Annotated in this window: 19 protein-coding genes and 1 pseudogene; 15 read left to right on the top strand and 5 right to left on the bottom strand. The window is 69.9% G+C overall.

Translation table 11 applies throughout. The annotated features are described in order from the left end of the window. Nucleotides 1–12 precede the first annotated feature (12 nt). From ACTWQR_RS37870 to ACTWQR_RS37860, 3 genes are read left to right on the top strand one after another with little or no spacing between them, the layout of a single operon-like run. Nucleotides 13–1,005, top strand: coding sequence for a branched-chain amino acid ABC transporter permease (locus ACTWQR_RS37870; RefSeq protein ID WP_443231780.1), 993 nt, complete (start codon nt 13–15; stop codon nt 1,003–1,005). Further along, nucleotides 995–1,909 (top strand): ABC transporter ATP-binding protein, encoded by a 915-nt coding sequence (locus ACTWQR_RS37865; RefSeq protein WP_443231779.1) that lies wholly within the window; start codon nt 995–997, stop codon nt 1,907–1,909. The genes ACTWQR_RS37870 and ACTWQR_RS37865 overlap by 11 nt, the downstream gene beginning before the upstream one ends. 5 nt (nt 1,910–1,914) lie before the next feature. Continuing rightward, complete coding sequence (locus ACTWQR_RS37860) at nt 1,915–2,655, top strand: ABC transporter ATP-binding protein (RefSeq protein WP_443231778.1); 741 nt, start codon at nt 1,915–1,917, stop codon at nt 2,653–2,655. A gap of 39 nt (nt 2,656–2,694) precedes the next feature. Here the strand turns inward: ACTWQR_RS37860 and ACTWQR_RS37855 are convergent, their stop codons facing one another. From ACTWQR_RS37855 to ACTWQR_RS37845, 3 genes and pseudogenes are all read right to left on the bottom strand, one after another. Beyond that, complete coding sequence (locus ACTWQR_RS37855) at nt 2,695–3,954, bottom strand: ABC transporter substrate-binding protein (RefSeq protein ID WP_443231777.1); 1,260 nt, start codon at nt 3,952–3,954, stop codon at nt 2,695–2,697. A 543-nt stretch (nt 3,955–4,497) separates the two neighbouring features. Beyond that, nucleotides 4,498–5,268, bottom strand: a complete 771-nt coding sequence (locus ACTWQR_RS37850) for an SDR family NAD(P)-dependent oxidoreductase (RefSeq protein WP_443231776.1) — start codon at nt 5,266–5,268, stop codon at nt 4,498–4,500. A 9-nt stretch (nt 5,269–5,277) separates the two neighbouring features. Beyond that, a pseudogene (locus tag ACTWQR_RS37845) lies at nt 5,278–5,553 on the bottom strand (acyl-CoA dehydrogenase family protein); the annotation flags it as partial. A 244-nt stretch (nt 5,554–5,797) separates the two neighbouring features. Here ACTWQR_RS37845 and ACTWQR_RS37840 point away from each other — a divergent pair. The 3 genes from ACTWQR_RS37840 to ACTWQR_RS37830 all read left to right on the top strand — a co-directional run bounded on the left by ACTWQR_RS37840 (nt 5,798) and on the right by ACTWQR_RS37830 (nt 10,675). Beyond that, nucleotides 5,798–7,651 (top strand): ABC transporter ATP-binding protein, encoded by a 1,854-nt coding sequence (locus ACTWQR_RS37840; protein ID WP_443231775.1) that lies wholly within the window; start codon nt 5,798–5,800, stop codon nt 7,649–7,651. A gap of 382 nt (nt 7,652–8,033) precedes the next feature. Next, nucleotides 8,034–9,839, top strand: coding sequence for a S8 family peptidase (locus tag ACTWQR_RS37835; protein WP_443231774.1), 1,806 nt, complete (start codon nt 8,034–8,036; stop codon nt 9,837–9,839). Nucleotides 9,840–9,997: 158 nt separating this feature from the next. Then, nucleotides 9,998–10,675, top strand: a complete 678-nt coding sequence (locus tag ACTWQR_RS37830; protein WP_443231773.1) for an AIM24 family protein — start codon at nt 9,998–10,000, stop codon at nt 10,673–10,675. Between the two features lie 84 nt (nt 10,676–10,759). On the opposite strand, the gene ACTWQR_RS37825 is transcribed toward ACTWQR_RS37830, so the two are convergent. Further along, nucleotides 10,760–11,338, bottom strand: coding sequence for a hypothetical protein (locus ACTWQR_RS37825; RefSeq protein ID WP_443231772.1), 579 nt, complete (start codon nt 11,336–11,338; stop codon nt 10,760–10,762). 26 nt (nt 11,339–11,364) lie between these two features. Between ACTWQR_RS37825 and ACTWQR_RS37820 the strand changes: the two genes are divergently transcribed. The 6 genes from ACTWQR_RS37820 (at nt 11,365) to cyc2 (ending at nt 19,527) form a co-directional block, all read left to right on the top strand. Beyond that, entirely contained in the window at nt 11,365–12,354 is a 990-nt protein-coding gene (locus tag ACTWQR_RS37820) for an ABC transporter substrate-binding protein (protein WP_443231771.1), read from the top strand. A gap of 64 nt (nt 12,355–12,418) precedes the next feature. Beyond that, the gene (locus ACTWQR_RS37815; RefSeq protein ID WP_443231770.1) at nt 12,419–13,303 is read left to right on the top strand and encodes an ABC transporter permease; all 885 of its coding nucleotides are present in this window, start codon (nt 12,419–12,421) and stop codon (nt 13,301–13,303) included. Then, on the top strand, nt 13,300–14,091 hold the full coding sequence (locus tag ACTWQR_RS37810; RefSeq protein WP_443231769.1) for an ABC transporter permease: 792 nt from the start codon (nt 13,300–13,302) through the stop codon (nt 14,089–14,091). The genes ACTWQR_RS37815 and ACTWQR_RS37810 overlap by 4 nt, the downstream gene beginning before the upstream one ends. Further along, nucleotides 14,088–15,836, top strand: coding sequence for a benzoylformate decarboxylase (gene mdlC, locus ACTWQR_RS37805; RefSeq protein WP_443231768.1), 1,749 nt, complete (start codon nt 14,088–14,090; stop codon nt 15,834–15,836). The genes ACTWQR_RS37810 and mdlC overlap by 4 nt, the downstream gene beginning before the upstream one ends. A gap of 9 nt (nt 15,837–15,845) precedes the next feature. Continuing rightward, the gene (locus ACTWQR_RS37800; RefSeq protein ID WP_443231767.1) at nt 15,846–16,619 is read left to right on the top strand and encodes an ABC transporter ATP-binding protein; all 774 of its coding nucleotides are present in this window, start codon (nt 15,846–15,848) and stop codon (nt 16,617–16,619) included. 721 nt (nt 16,620–17,340) lie between these two features. After that, a complete protein-coding gene (cyc2, locus tag ACTWQR_RS37795) occupies nt 17,341–19,527 on the top strand; it encodes a germacradienol/geosmin synthase Cyc2 (RefSeq protein ID WP_443231766.1) in 2,187 nt (728 codons plus the stop codon). 243 nt (nt 19,528–19,770) lie between these two features. Here cyc2 and ACTWQR_RS37790 read toward each other — a convergent pair whose 3' ends face one another. Next, on the bottom strand, nt 19,771–20,526 hold the full coding sequence (locus ACTWQR_RS37790; RefSeq protein ID WP_443231765.1) for a phosphodiesterase: 756 nt from the start codon (nt 20,524–20,526) through the stop codon (nt 19,771–19,773). Between the two features lie 141 nt (nt 20,527–20,667). Here ACTWQR_RS37790 and ACTWQR_RS37785 point away from each other — a divergent pair, with 141 nt between their 5' ends. The 3 genes from ACTWQR_RS37785 (at nt 20,668) to ACTWQR_RS37775 (ending at nt 23,651) form a co-directional block, all read left to right on the top strand. Further along, on the top strand, nt 20,668–21,291 hold the full coding sequence (locus ACTWQR_RS37785) for a LysE family translocator (protein WP_443231764.1): 624 nt from the start codon (nt 20,668–20,670) through the stop codon (nt 21,289–21,291). A 135-nt stretch (nt 21,292–21,426) separates the two neighbouring features. Then, a complete protein-coding gene (locus tag ACTWQR_RS37780; RefSeq protein WP_443231763.1) occupies nt 21,427–22,551 on the top strand; it encodes an aminopeptidase P family protein in 1,125 nt (374 codons plus the stop codon). A gap of 80 nt (nt 22,552–22,631) precedes the next feature. Continuing rightward, nucleotides 22,632–23,651 carry an aminoglycoside phosphotransferase family protein gene (locus ACTWQR_RS37775; protein ID WP_443231762.1) on the top strand — a complete coding sequence of 340 codons (1,020 nt, stop codon included), beginning with the start codon at nt 22,632–22,634 and terminating at the stop codon, nt 23,649–23,651. Nucleotides 23,652–23,679 lie beyond the last annotated feature (28 nt).

The following is a 23,679-nucleotide window of genomic DNA, read 5'->3' as shown; positions in this document are numbered from 1 at the left end:
GGAGGCGGGCCCATGGACTTCTCGGTCATCGTCTCCGACGCGCTGCGCTCCGGCATCGGTCCCATCGCCGCCATCTACGCGCTCGCCGCCATGGGGCTGAACCTGCACTTCGGCTACACCGGCCTGCTCAACTTCGGCCAGGTCGGTTTCATGCTCGTCGGCGGCTACGGGCTCGCGGTCACCGTGGCGACGTACGACGGGGCCATGTGGCTCGGAGTCCTGGGCGGACTCGCCTGCGCGATCGTGCTGGCCCTCCTGCTCGGTGCGCCCACGCTGCGGCTGCGCGCCGACTATCTCGCGATCACGACGATCGCCGCGGGGGAGACGCTCCGGCTGTTCTACCGGTCCAGCTGGGCCGAGCCGGTCACCGGCGGCGTGTTCGGTCTGCAGAGGTTCGCGGTCGACTTCTACGACCTCAGCCCGATTCCGCGAGGAACCTACGGGGTGTGGTTGGTGGAGTTCAGCTCCCAGGACCTGTGGGTGCTGATCGTCGGATGGGGGCTGGTGGTCGTGGTGGGGGTGCTGCTGGCCCTCCTGGTGCACAGCCCGTGGGGCCGTGTCATCCGCTCCATCCGTGAGGACGAGACCGCCGCCCGCAGCCTGGGCAAGAACGTCTACGCGTACAAGATGCAGAGCCTGGTGCTGGGGGGCGTGATCGGAGCCGTCGCCGGCATGCTGCAGGCGATCCAGGTGCAGTCGGTGAACCCCGACAGCTACGACCCCGCCGTCACCTTCTTCCTGTACACCCTGCTCGTGCTGGGCGGTGCCGGGCGGATCCTGGGGCCGGTCGTCGGTTCGATCCTGTTCTGGTTCGTGCTCTCCTTCCTGGACAGCGCGCTGCGGCAGGCCATCGGAGCCGGGTACATCTCACCGGAGCTGATCAGTACGTCCGAGGTCGGCGCCGTGCGCTTCGCGCTGGTCGGCCTCGCTCTGATCCTGCTGATCGTGTTCCGGCCGCAGGGCATCCTCGGCAGCCGGAAGGAGATGCTGCTCAGTGAACGCTGACCCAGCCCCCGCCGTGCGCGCCACCGCGTCCACCGCCCCCACTACCTCCGACTCCGCCGCCGCGGCAGCCGGTCGGCTGGCCGGGACCGCCCCCGAGCCGGGCGTGCGCAAGCCCGATCCACTGCTCGTCCTCGACGGGGTGACCCGCACTTTCGGCGGACTCGTCGCCGTGCGGGTGGACCATCTGGAGGTGCAGCGCGGGGTCATCACCGCACTCATCGGTCCCAACGGCGCCGGCAAGACGACGCTGTTCAACATCGTGAGCGGATTCGACAGGGCCGGCCGCGGCCGGTGGTCGTTCGACGGACATCCGCTCACGGGCTGCCGCGCGCACCGGGTGGCGCGGCACGGCCTGGTCCGTACGTTCCAGCTGCCCCGGACGCTCTCCCGGCTGACCGTACGGGAGAACATGATGCTGGCCGCCGCGGGGCAGCGCGGCGAGCGGTTCCTGCCCGCTCTGCTGCGGCCGTTGTGGCACGGGCAGGAGCGGGAGGTCGGGCGCAGGGCGGACGAGCTGCTGGAGCGGTTCAGGCTCGGCGGCGTCCGCGACGACCACGCCGGCACGCTCTCCGGAGGGCAGCGCAAACTGCTGGAACTGGCCCGCGTGCTGATGGTCCGGCCCGTCATGGTCCTGCTCGACGAGCCGATGGCCGGTGTGAACCCCGTGCTGACCCAGTCCCTGCTCGGACACATCACCGAGCTGCGGGACGAGGGACTGACCGTCTGCTTCGTCGAACACGACATGGACGTGGTGATGGGCATCAGTGACTGGGTGGTCGTCATGGCCGACGGCCGTCTGGTGGCGGAGGGCCCACCGCACACGATCGGTCAGAACCCCGCCGTCGTGGACGCCTATCTGGGCCAGCGGCACGACGAACCCGGAACGCCCCGGAACGAGGAGTGACTCTCATGTCCACCGACGACCAGGTACCGGTGCTGACGGCCGAGGACGTCGTCGCCGGATACCTCCCCGGAGTCGACGTGCTGCGCGGATGCAGCGTCCGGGTGGAGCCCGGCGAGCTGGTGGGCGTGATCGGCCCCAACGGCGCCGGCAAGTCGACCCTGATCAAGGCGGTCTTCGGCCTGCTGCACGTGCGCGGCGGGACGGTACGGCTGCTCGGCGAGGACGTCACCAACCGGCCGGCACACGAGCAGGTCCGCCGGGGCGTGGGGTACGTACCGCAGCTGCAGAACGTCTTCCCGGCGCTGACCGTCGAGGAGAACCTGCGGATGGGGATCTATCTGCGGCCCAAGGACCACGCGCGGCGGGCCGCGGCGATGGAGGAACTCTTCCCCGTACTGGCCACCCGTCGGAGGCAGAAGGCCGGGTCGATGTCGGGCGGCGAGCGGCAGGTGCTCGCGATGGCCCGCGCGCTCATGATGGAGCCGCGGCTGCTGCTGCTCGACGAGCCGTCCGCCGGACTGTCCCCGGCCCATCAGGATCTCGTCTTCGAGCGAGTGAAGGGGATCAACGGCGCGGGAGTCGCCGTGCTCATGGTTGAGCAGAACGCCCGCAGATGCCTGCAGATCTGCCACCGCGGCTACGTTCTGGACCAGGGCCGCAACGCCTACACCGGCACGGGTTCGCGGCTGTTGCACGACGAGAAGGTGATCGAGCTCTACCTCGGCACCCTCGCCCGCGCCCGTTGAACCCCCTTCGTTCGTCCTCGTCCGTGTCGTTCGTCCTGACTACTCGCCGGTGCTCACTTCGGTACGCACGGGGGTGTTCAGCACGCCCTTGTCGTCGTAGGCGTACACCTCGATCGTGGCCCGATTCGGTTCACCGGCGTCACTGAATTCCAGCGGACCGCTCACGCCGTCGTAGTCGATGTCCCGGCCGGCCGCGATCAGCTTCTTGCACGCGGCGAACGTGTTGCACTTCTCCCCGTCCTTGGTGACCCCGACCATTTCCTTCGAGAACTTCTCCGGATCGTCCGACCCCGCCTGCTCCGCGGCGAGCCCGATGGTCGTCACACAGTCGAAGGCCTGCGGTGCGAACTGCAGCTCCTTCAGATCGGGTGCGAACTTCTTGAGGTCCTTCACGTACTGCGCATTGGCCGCCGCCGACGGAGCCGTCCCCTTCATCCCGGCCAGCCGCTCCGGGTTGCCGGGAGCGACGAGGGAGGCCAACTCCTCGCTGCGCAGGCCGTCGGCGCCGTACACGCCGATCTGGTCGGGCCCGAGCCCGGCCTCGATCAGACCCTGGAGTATCTGGACGCCCTCCTCGAACGCGATCACCACGACCGCGTCAGGACGCGAGTCCTTCACCTGCTGCACGACCTGGTCGAAATTGCTGGCCTCCGGGTCGTAGGTGTCCGCGACCGGTACGGTCACACCATCCTTCTCCAGGCTCTCCTTGGTGGACTCCAACAGGCCGCGACCGTAGTCGTCGGCCCGCCCGACCACAGCCACCCGGTCATGGCCGTCACCGCTTACGAGGTCCGCCAGGACGGGTCCCTGCAGCTTGTCACTGGGCGCGGTGCGGAAGTAGAACCCGCCGTCGTCGTAGTCGGTGAACGTGGGTGCCGTGTTCGACGCGGAGCACTGGACGATGCCGGCTCCGGTCACCCGGTCGATGAACGCCAGGGACATACCGGAGGCAGCCGCGCCGATGATCGCGTCCACGCCGGAGGCGAGGACCCGTTCGGCAGACTGGGCCGCGACGGCCTCCTGGCCGGACTCGTCGCTGGAGACCGGTGCCGGTATCGGCTTGCCCAGGACACCGCCCGCGTCGTTGATCGTCTTGATCGCGTAATTCAGGGACTCAATCTGTGGTGGGCCGAGGTAGGCCAGCTGCCCGGTCTCCGGCAGCACATAGCCGAGCTTGAGCTCACCGTCTTCCTCACCTGCCGGTGGCCCGGCCTGGGCGCTGCCGGTCGCGCCGACGGCAGTCAGCAGCAAGGCCGCCGCGCTCACGAAGACCGCGGACCGTCGTTTCGACGCTTTCATGTCCGCCTCCTCTCAACGAGGCGGGCAGCGGTCGGGAGGTCGGCCTCCGCCCGCCTTCATTTATTGAGGGTAGAACTTATTGGTTTGTCCTGGTATGTCACCTGCGGCTACGGTGACCTCTTCAGCGCCTCGATTGCCACTCACGCCCTCGCCCTCAGCGCCGTTCGTGACGGAAGACCTTCCCTCCCTTCATCACGAACCGGACATCGGCCGTCACCGACATGTCCTCAAGTGGGTTGCCGGGCAAGGCGATCAGGTCCGCGAGCAGACAAATGCGAGAAGAGTATTCGCGCAGCTGGTTCGCCAGGAAAACCCGTGCAGATCAGGGCCTCGCACGCATGACTCACGCGTTGCGTCAACCAGGTGAAGCCGAGCATATTCTCTTGTCCGGATGGTTGATTTGCGAAAAGTGAGAATGTAGTTTCCGCCGCACTCCACGTGCCCCTGCGCGCGGCCCTCGACGCGCTGTCCCCGGACGCCGTACGCGCCGCGTTCGTCGGCGGGCGCCGCGTCACGCCCGAGTGAGCCGCGCCATCCAGTGCTTCAGACGCTGTACCCGCCGTCGACCCCCAGCGCCTGGCCGGTGATGAAACCGGCTCGGTCCGAGGCCAGGAACGCGACCGCCTCGGCGATGTCCGCCGCGTCGCCGAACCGGCGCAGCGGGATGTTGCGCCGGGTGATCTCCAGCGCCGCCTCGTCGAGTTCACCGGAACTGATCAGGCGTGCCGCGATGCCGTCGGTCAGCATGCCCGGGCCGACGCAGTTCACACGGACGCCGTACCGCCCCTCCTCGGCGGCCAGCGCCCGGGCGACCGCCTCGACCGCCCCTTTCGTACCCGAGGACAGCCCGTCGCGGACCGGGTAGCGGCGGGTGGCCACGGTGGTGACGGCGACGATGTTCCCGCGGGTCTCGCGCAGCCTCGGCAACGCGGAATGGACCAGGTTGAAGAACGCCCCCGCGTCCGCGGCGAGTTGGGCACGGTACTGGCTCGGCGTCACCTTGCTCAGATGCACCATCGGCACGTGCGGGCCCGCCGCGTACACGAGCGTGTGGATGCCGCCGAACGCCGACGCGGCCTCGGACACGGCCGTCGCCGTGGCCGACTCGTCGGTCAAGTCGAGCCGCATCGAACGGACTTGACGCCCGAGCTTGCCGGTCTCGGCGGCGAGAGAGTCGGCGGCGGCCTGATTTGCGCGGTACGAGAACGCCACATCGCTGCCCCGCTCGGCCAGGATCCGCACGATCGCCGCGCCGATACCGCCGGTGCCACCGGCGACGAACGCGCCTCCCGCCCTACCGGAGAAATCCGACATGGCGTCAGCTCACCTCACAGTCCCAAGGGTTTTGGCGATGATGTCCTTCATGACCTCACTCGTCCCGACGTAGATACGGGTGATGCGGGCGTCCGCGTACAGCCGGGCGATGGGGTATTCCAGCATGTAGCCGTAGCCGCCGAACAGTTGGAGGCAACGATCGACGGCCCGCGCCTGCGTCTCCGTGCAGCACAGCTCGACCTTCGCCGCGTCGGCGGGACCGGACGGCTCGCCGCCGACGAGCTCGCGGACCGCACGGTCGAGCATCTGCGCGGCCTCGATCTCCGTTGCACCACCGTGGCGAGTTCGAAACCGGCGCGCGGGGCTCACTCCGCTGGTACAGCGTGACGATGCGTACGTCGCCGTCGGCCTCGACCGTGATGACGGAGCCGACCTCGCCCATCGGGACCCCATCCGCAGTGCCTCAGCCTGGACCCATGGTGAGCGCCCCTTGTCAGTGGCATCGGCGATACTTCATGGACTCCCTCCCGCTCCGGTCGAGACGCTTCGGTCGGACGCTCCGATCTGGATGCTCCGATCTGGACGCTCCGGTCGGGAGCGGAGGGGAGCCGAACGTTCGAGGGGGAGCACCGTGCCGCAGTCCGAGCCGTCCGAGCCGTCCGGCTCACCGACCGTGCCGCCGTGGCGGCTTCTGCTCGCGTACGTACGCCCCCACCGCTGGGCGCTGCTCGCAGGAGCCGTGCTCTCGCTGGTCACCGGGGCCGCCGGGCTCGCGCTGCCGTTGGTGGCTCGTTCGTTGATCGACGATCTGGGGCACGACCGGGCGATAACCGGCGCGTTGCTGGCCATGTCGGGGCTGGTGATCCTCAACGCCGGGCTCGGGGCGCTGGGTTCGTATGTGCTGCGGTACACCGCCGAGTCCGTCGTGCTCGGGGCGCGGCGTGCGTTGGCCTCGCATCTGCTGAGGCTGCGGATCACCGCCGTCGACCGCAGTGAGCCCGGCGATCTGATGGCCCGGATCACGTCGGACACCACGCTGTTGCGGGAAGTCACCACCGATTCGCTGGTCGGCCTCGGCACGGGCGGGCTCACGCTGGTGGCGACGCTAGTGATGATGGGGTTCGTCGATCCGGTGCTGCTGGGCGTCACCATGGCGGTGGTCCTGGTCGCGGGCACGGTGATCGGGGTGATCGTGCCGCGGATCAACCGGGCCAGCAGGCAGGCGCAGGACGCCGTCGGGGCGATGGGAGCCTCGCTGGAGCGGACGCTCGGTGCGTTGCGGACCATCAAGGCGTCGGGTGCCGAGCACCGCGAGGAGCGGACCGTGCACGCGGCGGCCGAGGAGTCCTGGCGGCAGAGTGTGCGGGCCGCCAAGTGGTCGGCGCTGGCGGGGAACACGGCCGGTCTGTCGATGCAGGTCGCGTTCATCACGGTGCTCGCCGTGGGCGGGGCACGGGTCGCGACCGGAGCCGTCGACATCGGCACCCTGGTCGCCTTCCTGCTGTACGTCTTCTACTTGATGGCGCCGATTCAGCAGGTCGTCGGAGCGGTAGCCCAGTACCAGAGCGGGTCGGCCGCGCTGGCCCGCATCGAGGAGGCCCGGCAGCTGCCCGCCGAACCGGCGGCCGAGCCCGCGCCGCTCCCCCTGCCCGGCGCCGAACCGGCCGCGATCGCATTCGAGAACGTCCGTTTCCGGTACGCCGACGACCTGCCGTACATCCATCACGGCGTGACCTTCGCCGTCCCACCGCGCGGCATGACCGCGTTCGTCGGGCCGTCCGGCGCCGGAAAGACCACCGTGTTCTCGCTCATCGAGCGGTTCTACGACCCCGGCGAGGGGACCATCACGCTGGACGGCCGCGACCTCACCGACTGGGGCGTGTCAGGGCTCCGTTCCGCCATCGGCTATGTGGAGCAGGACGCGCCCGTCCTCTCCGGCAGCCTCCGCGACAACCTTCTGCTCGGCAATCCCGACGCCGACGACGGCGATCTGCTCAACGCGCTGAAGACCACGCGGCTCGACTCGCTCGTGGACCGGCTGCCGAAGGGTCTTGACACACTCGTCGGCCACCGCGGCACCAAGCTCTCCGGCGGTGAGCGGCAGCGCGTCGCCATCGCCCGCGCGCTGCTCCGGCGGCCCCGGCTCCTGCTGCTCGACGAGGCCACCAGCCAGCTCGACGCGGTCAACGAGGCCGCGCTGCGCGACACCGTGGCCGATGTCTCCCGTACGACCACGGTCCTGGTCGTCGCCCACCGGCTGTCCACGGTCACCATGGCCGACCGGATCGTCGTCATGGACGCCGGGCGGGTACGCGCGGTGGGCACCCACCGCGAACTCGTGGGCGCCGACCCGCTGTACGCGGAACTCGCCGCCACGCAGTTCCTCGCGGCCACCGACGACGGCCCCGACCGCGACGGCTGACGTCCGCCCGGGGCTCCGTACGCGGTCACGGCCCCGACTTTCGGCCCCCGGCGCTCCTTCCAGGCGAGACAGGGCGAACGGAAGCAAAGGGTGCTATCCCGCCAACTGGCCTGTCCCCATAGGGGGTTCTCGGCCATGGATCGAGGGTTTTCCCCGTATCCCCGGGATAAAGGCTCCCCCTATTGTTCGAGCCACAGTTGACCCACTGGTAACCCCCGACGGGTCGCTCGCGCATGGCCGGCCGTCCCGCGCCTTCTCGACTGCACCCCCCGCCGCTTCGACGACGAAGCGAAGCGAACGCGCCCCTCTGACCAAGGGGCGACCCCCCGCTGCTCCGCACGCCCCGCCACGCTGCCCGGGGCCGGCCATGAAAGGCACACCCTTGCGCACTTCACGACCCGCGAGACGGAAGCTCATATCCGCCGCCGCGATCTCCGCGACCCTGTTGGCCGGGGCCGCCACGTCCCTCGCGCTGGCCGGCCCGGCTACCGCCACGGTCCCCACCGAGAGCACCGCGAAGACCGCCGCTGCCGCCGTGGCCGCTCCGGCCGAGCGACTGATCGTCGGCTACAAGTCGGGTGCCACCGAGGCCAAGTCCAACAAGGCCGCCTCCGCCGACGCCGTGGCCAAGGGCAAGGAGGCGGGCGAGACCCTCGACTTCCAGCGCCGCCTCGGCACCGGTGCCGCACTCGTCGACCTGGGCGAGAAGCTCAGCAAGGCCGATGTCGCCGATGTCGTGGCCGAGTACCAGGCCGACCCGCAGGTCGCGTACGTCGTGCCGGACCGCCTCAACAAGCCGCTGGCGGACCCGAACGACACCGAGTACAGCAAGCAGTGGGACCTGTTCGAGACCACCGCGGGCATGCGCGTGCCCGGCGCCTGGGACACCGCGACCGGCACCGGCGTGACCGTCGCCGTCATCGACACCGGCTACGTCACCCACTCCGACCTGGCCGCCAACATCGTCGCCGGCTACGACTTCATCTCCGACACCGAGGTCTCGGTCGACGGCAACGGGCGCGACAGCAACCCGGCCGACCCGGGCGACTGGTACGCGAACGACGCGTGCGGCGCGGGTACCGGCGCCAGCGACTCCTCCTGGCACGGCACGCACGTCGCGGGCACCATCGCCGCCGTCACCAACAACAGCAAGGGCGTCGCGGGTATCGCGTACAACGCGAAGATCTCCCCGCTGCGTGTTCTCGGCAAGTGCGGCGGCTACGACTCCGACATCATCGACGCCATCACCTGGGCGTCCGGCGGTACGGTCTCCGGCGTCCCGGCCAACGCCAACGTCGCCAAGGTCATCAACATGAGCCTCGGCGGCTCCGGTGCCTGCACCTCCGCGACCCAGAGCGCCATCACGGCGGCCGTCAACCGCGGCACCACGGTCGTCGTCGCGGCGGGCAACAGCAACGCCAACGCGGCCAACTACTCGCCGGCGAGCTGCAACAACGTCATCTCCGTCGCCGCGCTGAGCCGCACCGGTGCCAAGGCCTCGTACTCCAACTTCGGTTCGACCGTGGACATCGCGGCGCCGGGCGGCCAGACCAGCACCGGCACCGCCAACGGCATCCTGTCGACGCTCAACTCCGGTACTCAGGGACCGTCTTCGGAGTCGTACGACTACTACCAGGGCACCAGCATGGCCGCCCCGCACATCGCGGGCCTCGCCGCGCTCGCCAAGTCGGCGAGCACCTCGCTGACCCCGGCCCAGATCGAGTCGGCGATCAAGACCAACTCCCGTGCCCTGCCCGGTGCTTGCTCGGGCGGCTGCGGTGCCGGTCTCGCGGACGCCACCAAGACCGTGCAGGCCGTGAGCGGCTCCGGCGGCTCCACCGGTACGACCTTCTCCAGCACCACCAGGGTCTCCATCCCGGACGCGGGCTCGGCCGTCGAGTCGTCGATCGCCGTCAGCGGCCGTACCGGCAGCGCTCCCTCGGCCCTCCAGGTCGGCGTCGACATCACCCACACCTACCGCGGTGACCTGGTGATCGACCTGATCGCCCCCGATGGTACGAGCTACCGCCTGAAGGCCTCCAGCGGCTCGGACTCGGCCGACAACGTCAACACCACCTACACGGTCAACGCCTCCAGCGAGACCGCCAACGGCACGTGGAAGCTGCGCGTCCAGGACGTGGCCTCCGCGGACACCGGCAGCATCAACAGCTGGAAGCTGACCTTCTGACCACCCCCCACAGGGTGGGCCGCAAGGCCCCACAGGGGCGGTCGACGCGAGCGGGCGTCGGCCGCCCCGCCTTTCGTTCCGTCCAGCCTTTCGTTCCGCTCGGCCTTTCATTCCGTCGCAGGATGGTGGAACCGGCGCATCCGGGACAGGATGCCCGGATGAAGGGTGATCTGTTTTCCAGCGAGTACATGGTGCAGCCGGCCACCACGGTGGGCATGAGCGTGCATAACGCCAAGTCGATCAGGTACGCCGTCAACGGCGAGATGCGCGCACGGCAGGGGGCGATGATCGCCTACCGCGGGAACCTGCAGTTCGAGCGCAAGAGCCAGGGAGTCGGCGGCATGCTCAAGAGGGCCGTGACCGGCGAGGGGCTGCCGCTCATGACGGTGCGCGGGCAGGGGGAGGCCTGGTTCGCGCACGAGGCGCAGAACTGCTTCATCATCGACATCGACCCCGGCGACGTCTTCACCGTCAACGGCCGCAACGTCCTGTGCTTCGATGCCTCGCTCTCCTACGAGATCAAGACCGTGAAGGGCGCGGGCGTCACCGGCGGCGGCCTGTTCAACAGCGTCTTCACCGGGCAGGGCCGGCTCGGTCTCGTCTGCGAGGGCAATCCGCTGGTCATCCCGGTCTCGCCCCAGTGGCCGGTGTACGTCGACACGGACGCGGTCGTCGGCTGGACGGCCAACCTCCAGACCTCACTGCACCGTTCGCAGTCCGTCGGCTCGATGATCCGCGGCGGCTCGGGTGAGGCGGTGCAGTTGATGCTCCAGGGGGAGGGGTACGTGGTCGTACGGCCGAGCGAGGCGACACCGCAGAAGGTTCAACAGCACTGAGGATCAACAGCACTGAGGATCTACAGCGCTGATACGACTCTCGTTGGCCCCCTGCCCCTCCAAGGGGGCCAACGAGGGCGCGGTTCAGGAGAAGTCGACCGGGATGTAGACGTCGTACGAGCGGGTGCCGGTCGCCGTGTGGTCGGCGCGCGTCACGATGGCGCACTCCACGTCCGTCCCGCAGACCTGGCCCGCGGCGATCGTCGGGTTCACATGCACGCTGACGCTGAAGGAGCCGCCGGAACCGTAGGCGGAGCTGTTCGCGACCGTGCCGCCGCCGGAGTTCGACACCCAGTGCGAGGCGCCGGTCGTGCCCGTCTGGTCCGCGCCGCCCAGGCATGGGGTCGGCCGGGATGTGTGCGTCGAGGGGTTCCCGGGCTCGACGCCGTCGGGGATCACACACAGGCTGACGTAGACGCCCTGCTCGGTGTTGTAGCCGCTGCCTGAGACGGTGACGTTCTTCCCGGCGGCCGACAGGCGGTCGGGAGCCGTCAGAGACAGGTTGTACGTCGTCCCGCTCTCCGTCACCGACCGCGTGGCGGTGGCGGCGGAGGCGGAGGTGGCGAGCCCGACCGTCAGCGCGGCGGCGGTGGCGCCGACGGCGGCGATTCGGGTGGCACGGGCGAACAGGACGGGAACGGCGCATAAGTGTGTGGTGATCACGCCAGGACGACGGTCATCATGCGCGCATGCTGACGCGTCAAGTCCGTCTTGGTACGGGGAAGTTGATCGCCTTCACGATTGCGCTGGTGATGACCGCGGTGGCCTGCGGTGGTGACTCGGACGACGCCGGTTCCGGCGGCGCGGGAGGCGGCGGGCTGGAAAGGTCGAGCATCACCGTCGCCGCGCTCCCGCTGGCGGACGACGCGACCCTCTACATCGCACGGAACCGGGGCCTGTTCAAGAAGGAAGGCCTGGACGTGCGCATCCAGCCCGTCCAGCAGAGCATCCAGGCGCTGCCCGCGCTGGCGAAGGGGCAGGTCGACGTCATCGCGAGTGCGAACTACGTCACCTTCCTCCAGGCCCACGAGAAGGACACCCTCGATCTTCGCATCCTCTCCGAGGCAGCCAGGGTCGCGCCGCACATGATGGACGTACTCGTGCCCCAGGACTCGGACATCAAGACCGTCGCCGACCTCAAGGGCAAGAAGGTCGCCGTCAACATCCTCAACAACATCCAGTCACTGACCCTGAACGCGATCCTCGACGAGCGGGGTGCCGGCCGGCCCGAGTACCGGCAGATCGCCTTCCCGCAGATGGGGCCCGCACTGGAGAAGGGGCAGGTCGACGCCGTGCACGCGGCCGAGCCCTTCAACAGCGCGATCCAGGACGAGTTGAACGCACGGGTGCTCCTCGATGGCGGCTCCGCGCCCGTGGAGTCCATCCCGATCAGCGGGTACGTGACGACCGGGCAGTACGCCGACGAGAACCCGAAGACCGCGGCCGCCTTCCAGAGGGCCATCGCCGCGGCCGCGAAGATCGCGACGCAGGACCAGGAGGCCGCCCGCGAGGAGTTGCCCAAGTACGCGAAGGTGACCGCGGACCAGGCCGAGTCGATCCGGCTGCCGGCCTATCCCGCGACGACGGACGTGGCCCAACTGAGCCGACTGACCGAACTCATGAAGGAGCAGGGGTTGTTGAAGAAGACGATCGATCCGGGGACGTTGCTGGTCAAGTGAGGTTGTGCCGGGCGTATGCGAGCCGAGCGTATGTGGGCGGGGCGTATGTGAGGCGGTGGCTCTGGTGAGACGCCGGCAGGAGCTGCTGCTCGGCGGGCTCGGTGTGCTGCTCGCCTTAGCGGTGTGCGAGGCGGTCAGCCGGGCCGGGCTCGTGCGCCGCAGCTATCTGCCGCCCGCCTCCGAAGTCCTCGCCCGCGCGGTCGAGTTGGCGGGCGACTCCGTTTTCCTGGACGGCATCGGTGCCACCCTGCGGGCCTGGGTGCTCGGACTCGGCTCGGCCTGCGCGCTCGCCGTCCCCCTCGGGCTGCTGCTCGGCAGCGTGCCGGTGGTCGACGAAGCCGTACGCGCGATCGTCGAGTTCCTGCGACCGCTGCCGTCCGTCGCCCTGATCCCGCTGGTGTCGCTGCTGCTCGGCTCCGGAACGGAGACGAAGGTCGCGCTCATCACATACGCCTCCGTCTGGCCGATCCTCTTCAACACCGTCTACGGCCTCGGCGAGACCGACCCTCTCGCGAAGGACACCCTGCGCGCCTTCGGCTTCGGCCGCCTCTCCGTCCTGCTTCGCGTCGAACTGCCGGCCACGGCCCCCTTCATCGCCGCCGGCATCCGCATCTCGGCGTCGATCGCCCTCATCCTGGCCGTCGCCACCGAAATCCTGGCCGGCTTCGGCGAAGGCCTGGGTATCTTCATCGCCCAGTCGGGCCTGGCGACGGACGGTACGCGGGACGTGTTGGCGGGCGTGGTGTGGGCCGGCGTGCTCGGGTTGGTGATCAACAGCGTGCTGGTGTGGGGCGAACGGCGGTTGTTTCCGTGGACGCCGGAGCATCGGGAGCGGGGAGTGGCCTCCATCCCGTGGGGCTCCGCCCCGGACCCCATCCCGGGGGCCGGCCCCGGAACTCCCGCTTCTCAAACGCCGGACCGGTCCACCGGCGACGAGGCCGAACGGTGACCCGGGCCACCGCGGCCCGCGGCGCCCTCCTCCGCTGGACCGTACTCGCCGCAGCCGTAGCCGCCTGGCAACTGGCCACCCGCACCCACGACAGCGTCTACTTTCCGCCACCCGACGAAATCGCCAGCCACACCTACGACTTGTGGTTCTCGGGCCCGGCCACCCACGCCTTCCTCACCACCGCCGCCACCGACAACATCCTCCCCAGCCTCGCCCGCATGGCCACCGGCTTCGTACTCGCCGCGGCAGCGGGTACGGCGTTGGGCCTCGCCATCGGCCGCTCCCGTCGCGTTTACGCCCTCTGCAACCCGGTCCTGCAGTTCGCCCGAGCCATCCCACCCCCGGCCCTGGTCCCCGTCTTCGTCGTGGTCTTCGACTTCGGCACTCCCATGCAGCTCGCGTCGATCGTCTTCAGCGCCATCTGGCCCGTACTGATCAACACGGCAGAAGGCGCCCGCAACACCGACCCGTTACGTCTCGAAGTCGCCGCCGTACTACGCCTGACCACGACCGAACGGCTCTGGTTCCTGCTCCTGCCCTCCGCCCTGCCACGCATCTTCGCGGGACTGCGCCTGAGCCTTTCGCTCTCCCTCATCCTCATGGTCTTCTCGGAGCTGCTGCCCGGCACGGCGAACGGCATCGGCTTCACGCTCACCGACGCCCAGTCGCGCTCCGATCTGCTCACGGTGTGGGCCGCGCTGCTGCTGCTCGGCGCGCTCGGATACGTACTCAACACAGCCCTGGTGGCGGTCGAGAAGCGACTGCTCGGCAGAGGGAGGCCCACATGACGGAAGCGGCATCAGCTCGGGCGACGGGACCGGCCCGTGCCTCAGGAACCGTCCTGGAAGCCGTCGTCCATTTCTGCCGCGAAGCCGGCATGACCACCGTCTTCGGCAACCCCGGTTCCACGGAGCTACGGATGTTCCGTGACTGGCCCGATGACTTCACGTATGTCTTGGGACTACAGGAATCCGTGGCCGTCGGCATGGCCGCAGGACATGCCTTAGGCACGGGCCGCGCCACCCTCGTCAGCCTCCACTCGGCGGGCGGCGTCGGCCACGCCCTGGGCGCCGTCTTCAACGCGTACCGAGACCGCATACCCCTCGTCGTCATGGCCGGCCAGCAGTCGCGCTCGCTGATCCAGCTGAGGCCGTTCCTCGGCGCCGACGACCCCGTCCAGTTCCCGCGCCCCTACGTGAAGTTCAGCCGTCAGCCGGACCGCGCCGCCGACGTGCCGGCCGTACTCGCCGAGGCGCACCGTATCGCCATGTCGCCTCCCCGAGGGCCCGCCTTCGTCTCCGTCCCCGAGGACGACTGGGACCAGCCGGCCGCCTTCGTCGAACCGCGCGCCGTGCACAGCGCGTTCACCGCCGACGCGAGCGCTCTGTCCGCGCTCGCGGCACACCTGGACGCCTGTGAGCGGCCCGCGCTGGTCGTCGGGCCCGGAGTCGACGACGAGTACGCGTCGGCCGAGGTCCGCGCCCTCGCCGAACGCACCCGCGCCGCCGTCTGGATCAGCCCGATGTCCGGGCGCTCCGGCTTCCCCGAGTCACATCCGCTCTTCCAGGGCTTCCTGCCGCCGGCCGCCGACCGGCTGGTGGCCTGCCTGGAGGTGTACGACGTGGTGGTGGCCCTGGGGGCACCCCTGTTCACGTACCACTTCCACACGGAGAGCCCGCCGCTGCCCGCCCGAACGGAGCTCTTCCACCTCGACTGCGACCCGGGGCAGGCGGCGTGGCTGCCGACCGGGACGAGCATCGTCACGACCCTGAAGCCCGCCGTCGCGCAACTCGCGGCCCTGGTAGGGGAGTCCGACCGGAAACCGCCGCCCTCTCGTCAGGCGCCCGTGCCCGCACGCGCTCCCGACGACAGCCCGAGCCCGAGCCCGAGCCCGAGCAGGAACAGTCACACGAGCCCGAGCCCGAGCCCGAGCAGGAATAGTCACACGAGCCCGAGCCCGAGCCCGAGCCCGATCACGGCTGAGCTGGTTCTGGATCTGATCCAGGAGCGGCTGCCGCGCGAGCGTGTCCTTGTGGAGGAGGCTCCCAGTCATCGAGAGGTGCTCCACGCGCGCGTGCGGATCGATCGGGCGGGTGGATTCCTCACCACCGGCAGTGGGGCGCTCGGTTGGGGCCTGCCGCTCGCCATAGGGCGCGCGCTGGCCGACCGGCGCAGGGTGGTGTGCGTGGTCGGCGACGGCTCGGCCCTCTACTCCGTGCAGGCCCTGTGGACCGCCGCGCGTCACCGGGCGCCGGTCACATACGTCCTCCTCGACAACGGCGGATACGCCGCCGTACGCGCACTCGGCCGCCGTATCGACATCGCTTCCGTGCCCGGGACGGACATCGGGGACGTCGATTTCGTCCGGGTCGCCGAGGGCTTCGGCTGCCCCGGCGCGTACGTCGAACGGCCCGCCGAACTCCCCGTTGCCCTCGACCGGGCCCTCACCGGCCACGGCGACGAAGACGGGCCCTTTCTGCTCCACGTCCGCGTCACGGGCAGCGAGCACGCTCCCGACTCCCGGGACAGGTGAACGGCCCTGATGCTCCGCCTCGACTCGCTGGGCCAGTGGTACGGCGATCACCCCGTCCACGCGGTCCATCCCGCACATTCCGTCCTGCGCGACATCAGTCTCACCGTGCCGGACGGCCAACTCGTGTGTGTCGTAGGGCCGTCCGGCTGCGGGAAGTCGACGCTGCTGCGGACCATCGCCGGGCTGCTGCCCACACGGGAGGGGGCCGTCATCCTCGACGGGCACCCCGTCACCGGGGTCCCCGATCGCCTCGCCGTCGTCTTCCAGGACTACGGGCGGTCTCTCTTTCCCTGGCTGTCGGTCCGCGAGAATGTCGCGCTGCCTCTGCGACGGCGGGGCATGGGGCGTGCCGAGAGGCGGGACGAGGCCGAGCGGATGCTGGAACGGGTGGGCCTTGGCGGAGCCGGGCGCCGGCATCCCTGGCAGTTGTCCGGCGGTATGCAGCAACGCGTCGCCATCGCCCGGGCGTTGGTGTGCCGGCCCTCGCTGCTGTTGATGGACGAACCTTTCGGTTCCCTCGACGCGCAGACCCGCGAGGACCTCGAGGATCTGCTGCTCGAGGTCCACCGCACGGAGGGGACGACGATCGTGTTCGTCACGCACGACATCGACGAAAGCGTTTACGTGGGCGATCGGGTGGTCGTTCTTTCGGCGGGGCCGGGGTCACGCGTCGTGCTCGATCTGCCGGTGGATCTGCCGGGGAAGCGGGATCAGATCGGGACGCGGGGGTTGCCGGAGTTCGTGGCGTTGCGGGCGGAGGTGGGGAGGGCGGTGCGGGCGTGAGGGGTGGGTTTCTCGCCCCCGCCGCCCCTACCCATTCCCATCCCTGGGGCTCCGCCCCAGACCCCGTCGGGGGCCGGCCCCCGAACCCCCGCTCCTCAAACGCCGGAGAGGCTGAAATGTCGCGGCCCGGGCTGGCATTTTCAGCCCGTCCGGCGTTTGAGGACGAGGCCGTCCAGGCCGAAAGCGGGGGTCTGGGGGCGCAGCCCCCAGTGATGGGACGGGTAGGGGCGGCGGGGGCGAGAAACCGTGCTCAGCCCAAACGCACGTCCTGCCACACCAGCCGATGATCCGAGGTCGGAACAGCCATGCCGTTGCCGACGAGCCGGTACAGCGGGTCGTCGGACGTCGGCCAGAAGATGCCGTTCGCGACCGGGACAAGTCCACGCGACGGAATGACGTGGTCGACGCGAAGGTTCCCGGGCGCGGTGAAGCGGGGCTGTCGGGCGGGCGACACCACAGTGCACGCACCCGGAAGCCGGGGTGTACGCAGCTTGGAATCCGCGGTCCACGCACCCCGGAAACCGCGGTGTACTCACTACAGAATCCACGGTCCACGCACCCCGGAAGTCACGGCGTACGTCCTGCGGAAACCAGGGTGTACGCACCCGGAAGGCGACGCCCCTTTCCCCGAACTCCGCCCCTCTACTCATCAGTTCACGCGATGGTGCGATCATGCGCCGCCGTACGGATGCCCGCGCGAAGCCGCGGGTAGGGCCCGGCCATGACTCAGCCGTTCGAACTGCCGCACTTCTACATGCCGTACCCCGCGCGGCTGAACCCGCATGTCGACGAGGCGCGCGCCCACTCGACCGAGTGGGCGCGGGGGATGGGCATGCTGGAGGGCTCCGGCATCTGGGAGCAGGCCGACCTCGACGCGCACGACTACGGGCTGTTGTGCGGGTACACGCATCCGGAATGTGACGGGCCGGCCCTCTCGCTCATCACCGACTGGTACGTGTGGGTCTTCTTCTTCGACGACCACTTCCTGGAAACCTTCAAGCGCAGCCAGGACCGCGCCGGCGGCAAGGCCTACCTGGACCGACTCCCGCTCTTCATGCCGCTGGATCTCTCAACTCCGGTGCCGGAGCCGCAGAATCCCGTCGAGGCCGGACTCGCCGACCTGTGGGCGCGCACGGTGCCGTCGATGTCCCTGGGGTGGCGCAGAAGGTTCGCCGAGGCCACCGAGCATCTGCTCAACGAGTCGATGTGGGAGCTCTCCAACATCAACGAGGGGCGTATCTCCAACCCCGTCGAGTACATCGAGATGCGCCGCAAGGTGGGCGGCGCGCCCTGGTCGTCCGGACTCGTGGAGTACGCGACCGCCGAGGTACCCGAACAGGTCGCCGGCACCCGGCCGTTGCGCGTGCTGATGGAGACCTTCTCCGACGCCGTGCACCTGCGCAACGACCTGTTCTCGTACCAGCGGGAGGTCGAGGACGAGGGCGAGCTCAGCAACGGCGTGCTCGTCCTGGAGACCTTCTTCGGCTGTACGACACAGGAGGCCGCCGACACCGTCAACGACATCCTCACCTCGCGGCTGCACCAGTTCGAGCACACGGCACTCACCGAAGTGCCCGCGCTCGCCCTGGAGAAGGGCCTCACCCCGGACGAGGTCGGCGCCGTCGCCGCGTACACGCAGGGGTTGCAGGACTGGCAGTCGGGCGGCCACGAGTGGCACATGCGGTCGAGCCGCTACATGAACGAGGGTGCTCGCCCGACCTCTCCCCTGGACGGGCTCACCGGTCCCGGCACCTCCGCCGCCGACGTCGGGGCGCTGCTCGCCGCCGCCGGTGCCGAGCGGCTGCGCGCGTATACGCATGTGCCGTACCAGAAGGTGGGACCCTCCCAACTCCCCGATTTCTACATGCCGTTCGAGCTCCGGCTGAACACCGGACTGGACGGTGCGCGGCAGCGCATCACTCCGTGGGCACACCGCATGGGCATCCTTAGCGAGGGCGTCTGGGACGAGGACAAGCTCGCCGCCTACGATCTGCCGCTGTGCTCGGCGGGCCTCGATCCGGACGGCACACCGGATGCCCTGGACCTCAGCTCGCGGTGGCTCGTGTGGGGGACGTACGGGGACGACTACTACCCGATGGTGTTCGGGCACCGCCGCGACCTGGCCGCCGCGAAGCTGTGCACCGCGCGGCTCTCCGCCTGCATGCCCGTCGAGGGCGAGGAGATCCCGCCCCCGGCCAACGCCATGGAGCGTGCCCTCGCCGACCTGTGGCAGCTCACGACGGTCGCGATGACCCCCGACGCGCGCCGCACCTTGCGGGCCTCGATCGAGGTGATGACCGAGAGCTGGGTCTGGGAACTGGCCAACCAGATGCAGAACCGCATCCCCGACCCCGTCGACTACCTGGAGATGCGTCGCGCCACCTTCGGCGCCGACCTCACCATGAGCCTGTGCCGCCTGGGGCACGGCCCGAAGGTACCGCCGGAGATCTACCGCACCGGTCCCGTCCGGTCGTTGGAGAACGCCGCGGTCGACTACGCGTGTCTCCTCAACGACGTCTTCTCGTACCAGAAGGAGATCGAGTACGAGGGCGAGCTGCACAACGGGATCCTGGTCGTGCAGAACTTCTTCGGCTGCGACTATCCGACGGCCCTCGGCGTCATCCACGACCTCATGACCCAGCGCATGCAGCAGTTCGAGCATGTGGCCGCCCATGAATTCCCCGTCCTGTACGAGGACTTCCAGCTCTCCGACGAGGCGCGCGGGATCATGCAGGGCTATGTGGTCGAGTTGCAGAACTGGATGGCCGGCATTCTGAACTGGCATCGCGACTGCCGCCGTTACGGAGCCACCGACCTGTCCCGCCGCGCCCATGGCTTCGTGCCGGGGCAGATCCCGGGACTGCCGCTCCCCGCCACCTGGCAGAAGGCCTCGATCGCGGCCTTCTGACCCGGTCGCCCGGCCCCAGAGCCATCTGTCGCCCGGGCCCAGCACCATGTACCGCCAGTGCCGCAATGCTGTTTGTACGGATGCTGGGCCCGCCGCGCGCGGTATCGAAAGGGAGCACAAAAGGAGTTCCGCCTCACTCAAAGGCGGTCACGCTCACGGTGCGGCACGCGAGCGGCGGCTACCAGCGGCTGACCGCGACTCCCGGCGTCATCACCTGACACTGCGGTCGGTACCGTCCGCCGGTCACATGGCCACCCTGAAGTGGCTCGTCAACCGCCCCTCGTCGTCCAGCACATGAAAGGCGAACCCGGGAGGCGCGTCCCGGTCCGCGGCCCCCTCGCCCTCCCAGGGCAGCCGCAGCGTCCAGGTCACTCCGGGCCCGACGACCAGCGGCCGCCCGGCGAACGTCGTCGCCGCCGGCGTGTGCGCGTGTCCTGTGATGATGCCGGCGATCTCGCTCCTGCGCTTCAGCAAGGCGGCCAGCGCCTGAGGCCGACGCAGCTGGTACGCGTCGGGCAGCGGATGGTGCAGCGCGACAGGCGGGTGGTGAAGGGCGAGCAGTGCCGGTACCGCGCCGTCGAGTTCGTCGAGCGTCGCCTCGATCCAGGCGTACGTCTCCTCGGCCAGCTCTCCCTCGTCGCTGCCCGGCACGCTGGAGTCGCACATCAGGACGGCCGCGCCGTCGAAGACCTGCACGCTGTTGACCGGGCCGACGTCCACCGGTTCGCCGAGCAGCGCCTTGCGGTAGGCGGCGCGGGAGTCGTGGTTGCCCGGACAGGTCAGTACGGGGAAGGGGGTGGCCGGGTCGCGCAGTCCCAGAATGCGCGCGGCCTCCTCGTACTCGGTCTCCGTCCCGTGGTCCGCGATGTCCCCGGTGACCAGCAGGGCGTCCACGCGCCCCGGCAGCCCCCACAGAAGGTGCCGCACCCGCTCGGCGCGCTCCGTCGCCCGCTTGGTCCCGTCCAGATGCAGGTCGCTGATATGCGCCAGTACGAGCATCGGTTTCCGCCCCCCTAGGTGGCCATTTAATGGCGTACACGCATCTAAGCATTAGATCTAACGCCTGGGCAATCCCCAGGCGTTAGGGCTGAGGTGGGAAAAGTACTGGCCACGCCACCGCCCGCGGGCCACGATGGGCCCATGCTGAGCACCCTTCTCGCCTTCCTCGGCGCCTGCACCCTGATCGCCGCCTCCCCGGGGCCCAGCACCGTGCTGATCATCAAGCAGTCACTGCACAGCAGGCGCTCCGGCATCCTCACGGTGCTGGGCAACGAGACCGGCGTCTTCGTCTGGGGGGTCGTCGCCGCGTTCGGCCTGACCGCGCTGCTCGCCGCCTCCGAAGTGGCGTACGACGTGATGCGTGTCGTAGGCGCCGTCGTACTCGTCGTCTTCGGCGCGCAGATGCTGTGGCAGGCACGCCAGGCCAAGGGCGCGGCGGACGACGGCGGAGGGCAGGGCCGCGAGAAGAGCGGCTGGGCCTCCTACCGGGGCGGGCTGCTGATGAATCTCGCCAACCCCAAAGCGGCGATCTTCGCGATGTCCTTCCTCCCGCAGTTCGTGCCGGAAGGCGCACCGCACCTGCCGGCCATGGTGGGGCTCGCCGCTCTCTGGGCCGTCTACGAAGTCGGCTATTACAGCCTGTACGTGTGGTTCGTCGGCCGTATGAAGACGGTGCTGTCCCGGGCCGGCGTACGACGCAGGCTGGAGCAGATCTCCGGAGGGGTACTGCTTCTCCTGGGCGCCCGCCTCGCCCTGGAGAGCTGATGCCGTGACCGGATGTGCAAGAACCGGATGTGTAAAAGAAGTCGGCCTCCCGAAAGAAGCGGTGACCGGCTCGCGCCGCCCCCGCTGTCCGGGGAGGATGCTGCCCGTAGCTCCTTTTGACCCACGGAGGCCCGGATGACCGGCACGCCCGCGCCCTTCACCGCCGACGACTACAAGGCGCGGATGCAACGCGCCGCGCGGGCCGCCGCCGACGCGGGGCTCGCCGGGGTGCTGGTCGCGCCGGGACCCGACCTCGTATGGCTGACCGGCTACGCGCCGCCCGCGGCCACCGAGCGGCTCACCCTGCTGGTGCTCGCCGCCGCACAGGACCCCGTGCTGGTCGTGCCCACCCTGGAGGCCCCGGACGCCGAGAAGGCCGCGGGCGCTCCCGCGCTGACACTGCGCGACTGGACCGACGGCAAGAGCCCGTACGCGGTGACGGCCCCGCTCCTGGACACCTCGGGTCGCTTCGGGGTCAGCGACAACGCCTGGGCGATGCATCTGCTGGGCCTCCAGAAGGAGCTGCCCGGCACCTCGTACGTCTCCCTCACCGAGGGGCTGCCGATGCTTCGAGCCGTCAAGGACGCCACCGAACTGGACCGCTTGGCGGCTGCCGGCGCAGCCGCGGATGAAACGTACGAGGAGATCCTGAAAGTTGCCTTCGCCGGGCGCCGCGAGACGGACGTCGCCGGCGATCTCGCCGATCTGCTGCGGCGGTCCGGGCACTCACAGGTGGACTTCACGGTCGTCGGCTCGGGCCCGAACGGCGCCAACCCGCACCACGAGGCGGGCGAACGCGTCATCGAACGCGGCGACACGGTCGTCCTCGACTTCGGCGGACTGAAGCACGGTTACGGCTCCGACACCTCCCGTACGGTGCACGTCGGCGAGCCCAGCGCCGAAGAGCGGCGGGTGCACGACGTCGTCCGCGAGGCCCAGGAGGCGGCGTTCGGGGCCGTGCGGCCCGGCATCGCCTGCCAGGACGTCGACCGGGTCGCCCGCACGCACATCACCGAGGCCGGTTACGGCGACTACTTCATCCACCGCACCGGGCACGGCATCGGCGTCACCACCCACGAACCGCCCTACATGATCGAGGGCGAGGAACAGCCGCTCGTACCCGGCATGTGCTTCTCCGTGGAGCCCGGCATCTATCTGCCGGGCCGCTTCGGGGTACGCATCGAGGACATCGTGACGGTCACGGAGGACGGCGGACGCCGCTTGAACAACACCTCCCGGGAGATGGCCGTCGTCCACTGACCACCTTCAGAAGACCCTGGATCCCGGATCCCGGATCCCGGATCCCGGATCCCGGACCCCGAACGGCAGACGGCGCGACCATGACCCAGGCAGCGACACCCACCGCGGACACCGTGCGACGCCTCGTCCGCTCCCTGCTCCCGGACGGCGGCGGGTCCGAGATCCGGCCTGTCGCCGAGGGCGACGAGCACTCCACCTGGTTCGTGGGCCCACGCCATGTGCTGCGGCTCGCCCCGGACCGCGAGGCCTCGGTGCGGCAGCGGCGCGAACTGCGGCTGCGTGACCTGGTGCGTCCACACATCGGGGTCGCCGTCCCGGTGAGCATCGCGCACGGCGAGTGGGCGAGCGGCCTCACGTACACGCTGGACACCCTGATCCCCGGCGCCTCCGGCGACCGGCAGGACATCTCCGCTGTCGGCGAGGCCGATCTGGCGGGACTGCTCACGGGACTGCGCGAGGTGCCCGCACGCCAGGCCGAGGCGCTCGGCGTGCCCCGCGTCGCTCCCCGGTCCCTCGAAAGGCTCCGGGCCACCGCCGCGCGCGCCGCCGAACGGCTCGCCGCGGCCGACGAGTTCGACCCCGCCCGGCTCCATCAGCTCACCGGGCCCGCCGCCGTCCAGCTCGCCGCTCAGTCCGGCGCCCCCGTTCTCGTCCACCACGACCTCCGGGGCGAGCACCTGGTGGTCAGCGCCGACGGGCGCGTACGCGGCGTGCTCGACTGGACCGACGCGGTGGTCGGTGACCCGGCGGAGGACATCGCCGGCCTCGCCCTCGCCGTCGGCGCTCCGGCGGCCGTCCGCGCGGCCACCCTGGCCGGCTACGGCGCCCGCCCCTGCCTGCGCGGCCTGTGGCTGGCCCGCTGCGACACCCTCACCCGCCTCGCCGCCCGCCTCCGGAAGCACGACAACAGCTCACTGCCTCTGCTTCGCTCGCAGTTGCTGCGCTCCTGGGAGGCGATCCTGCTGGAGCGGGTCACGGAGTTGCGGGACGGGATGGACGAGACGGGTGCGAGTGGCAGGACCAGTGAGGCAGACAAAACGGACGAGACAAGCGAGGTGGACGAGACAGACGAGACCGGAGAGACCGGCGAGCCGTTTTAGAGATGTGCGCGGCGGCGGGTGCGTAAAC

It is taken from the genome of Streptomyces sp. 2A115 (genome assembly GCF_052245575.1).
Classification (GTDB): domain Bacteria; phylum Actinomycetota; class Actinomycetes; order Streptomycetales; family Streptomycetaceae; genus Streptomyces.
The sequence above is the reverse complement of the archived record's forward strand: the minus strand, read 5'-3'. Positions and strand labels throughout refer to the sequence as shown.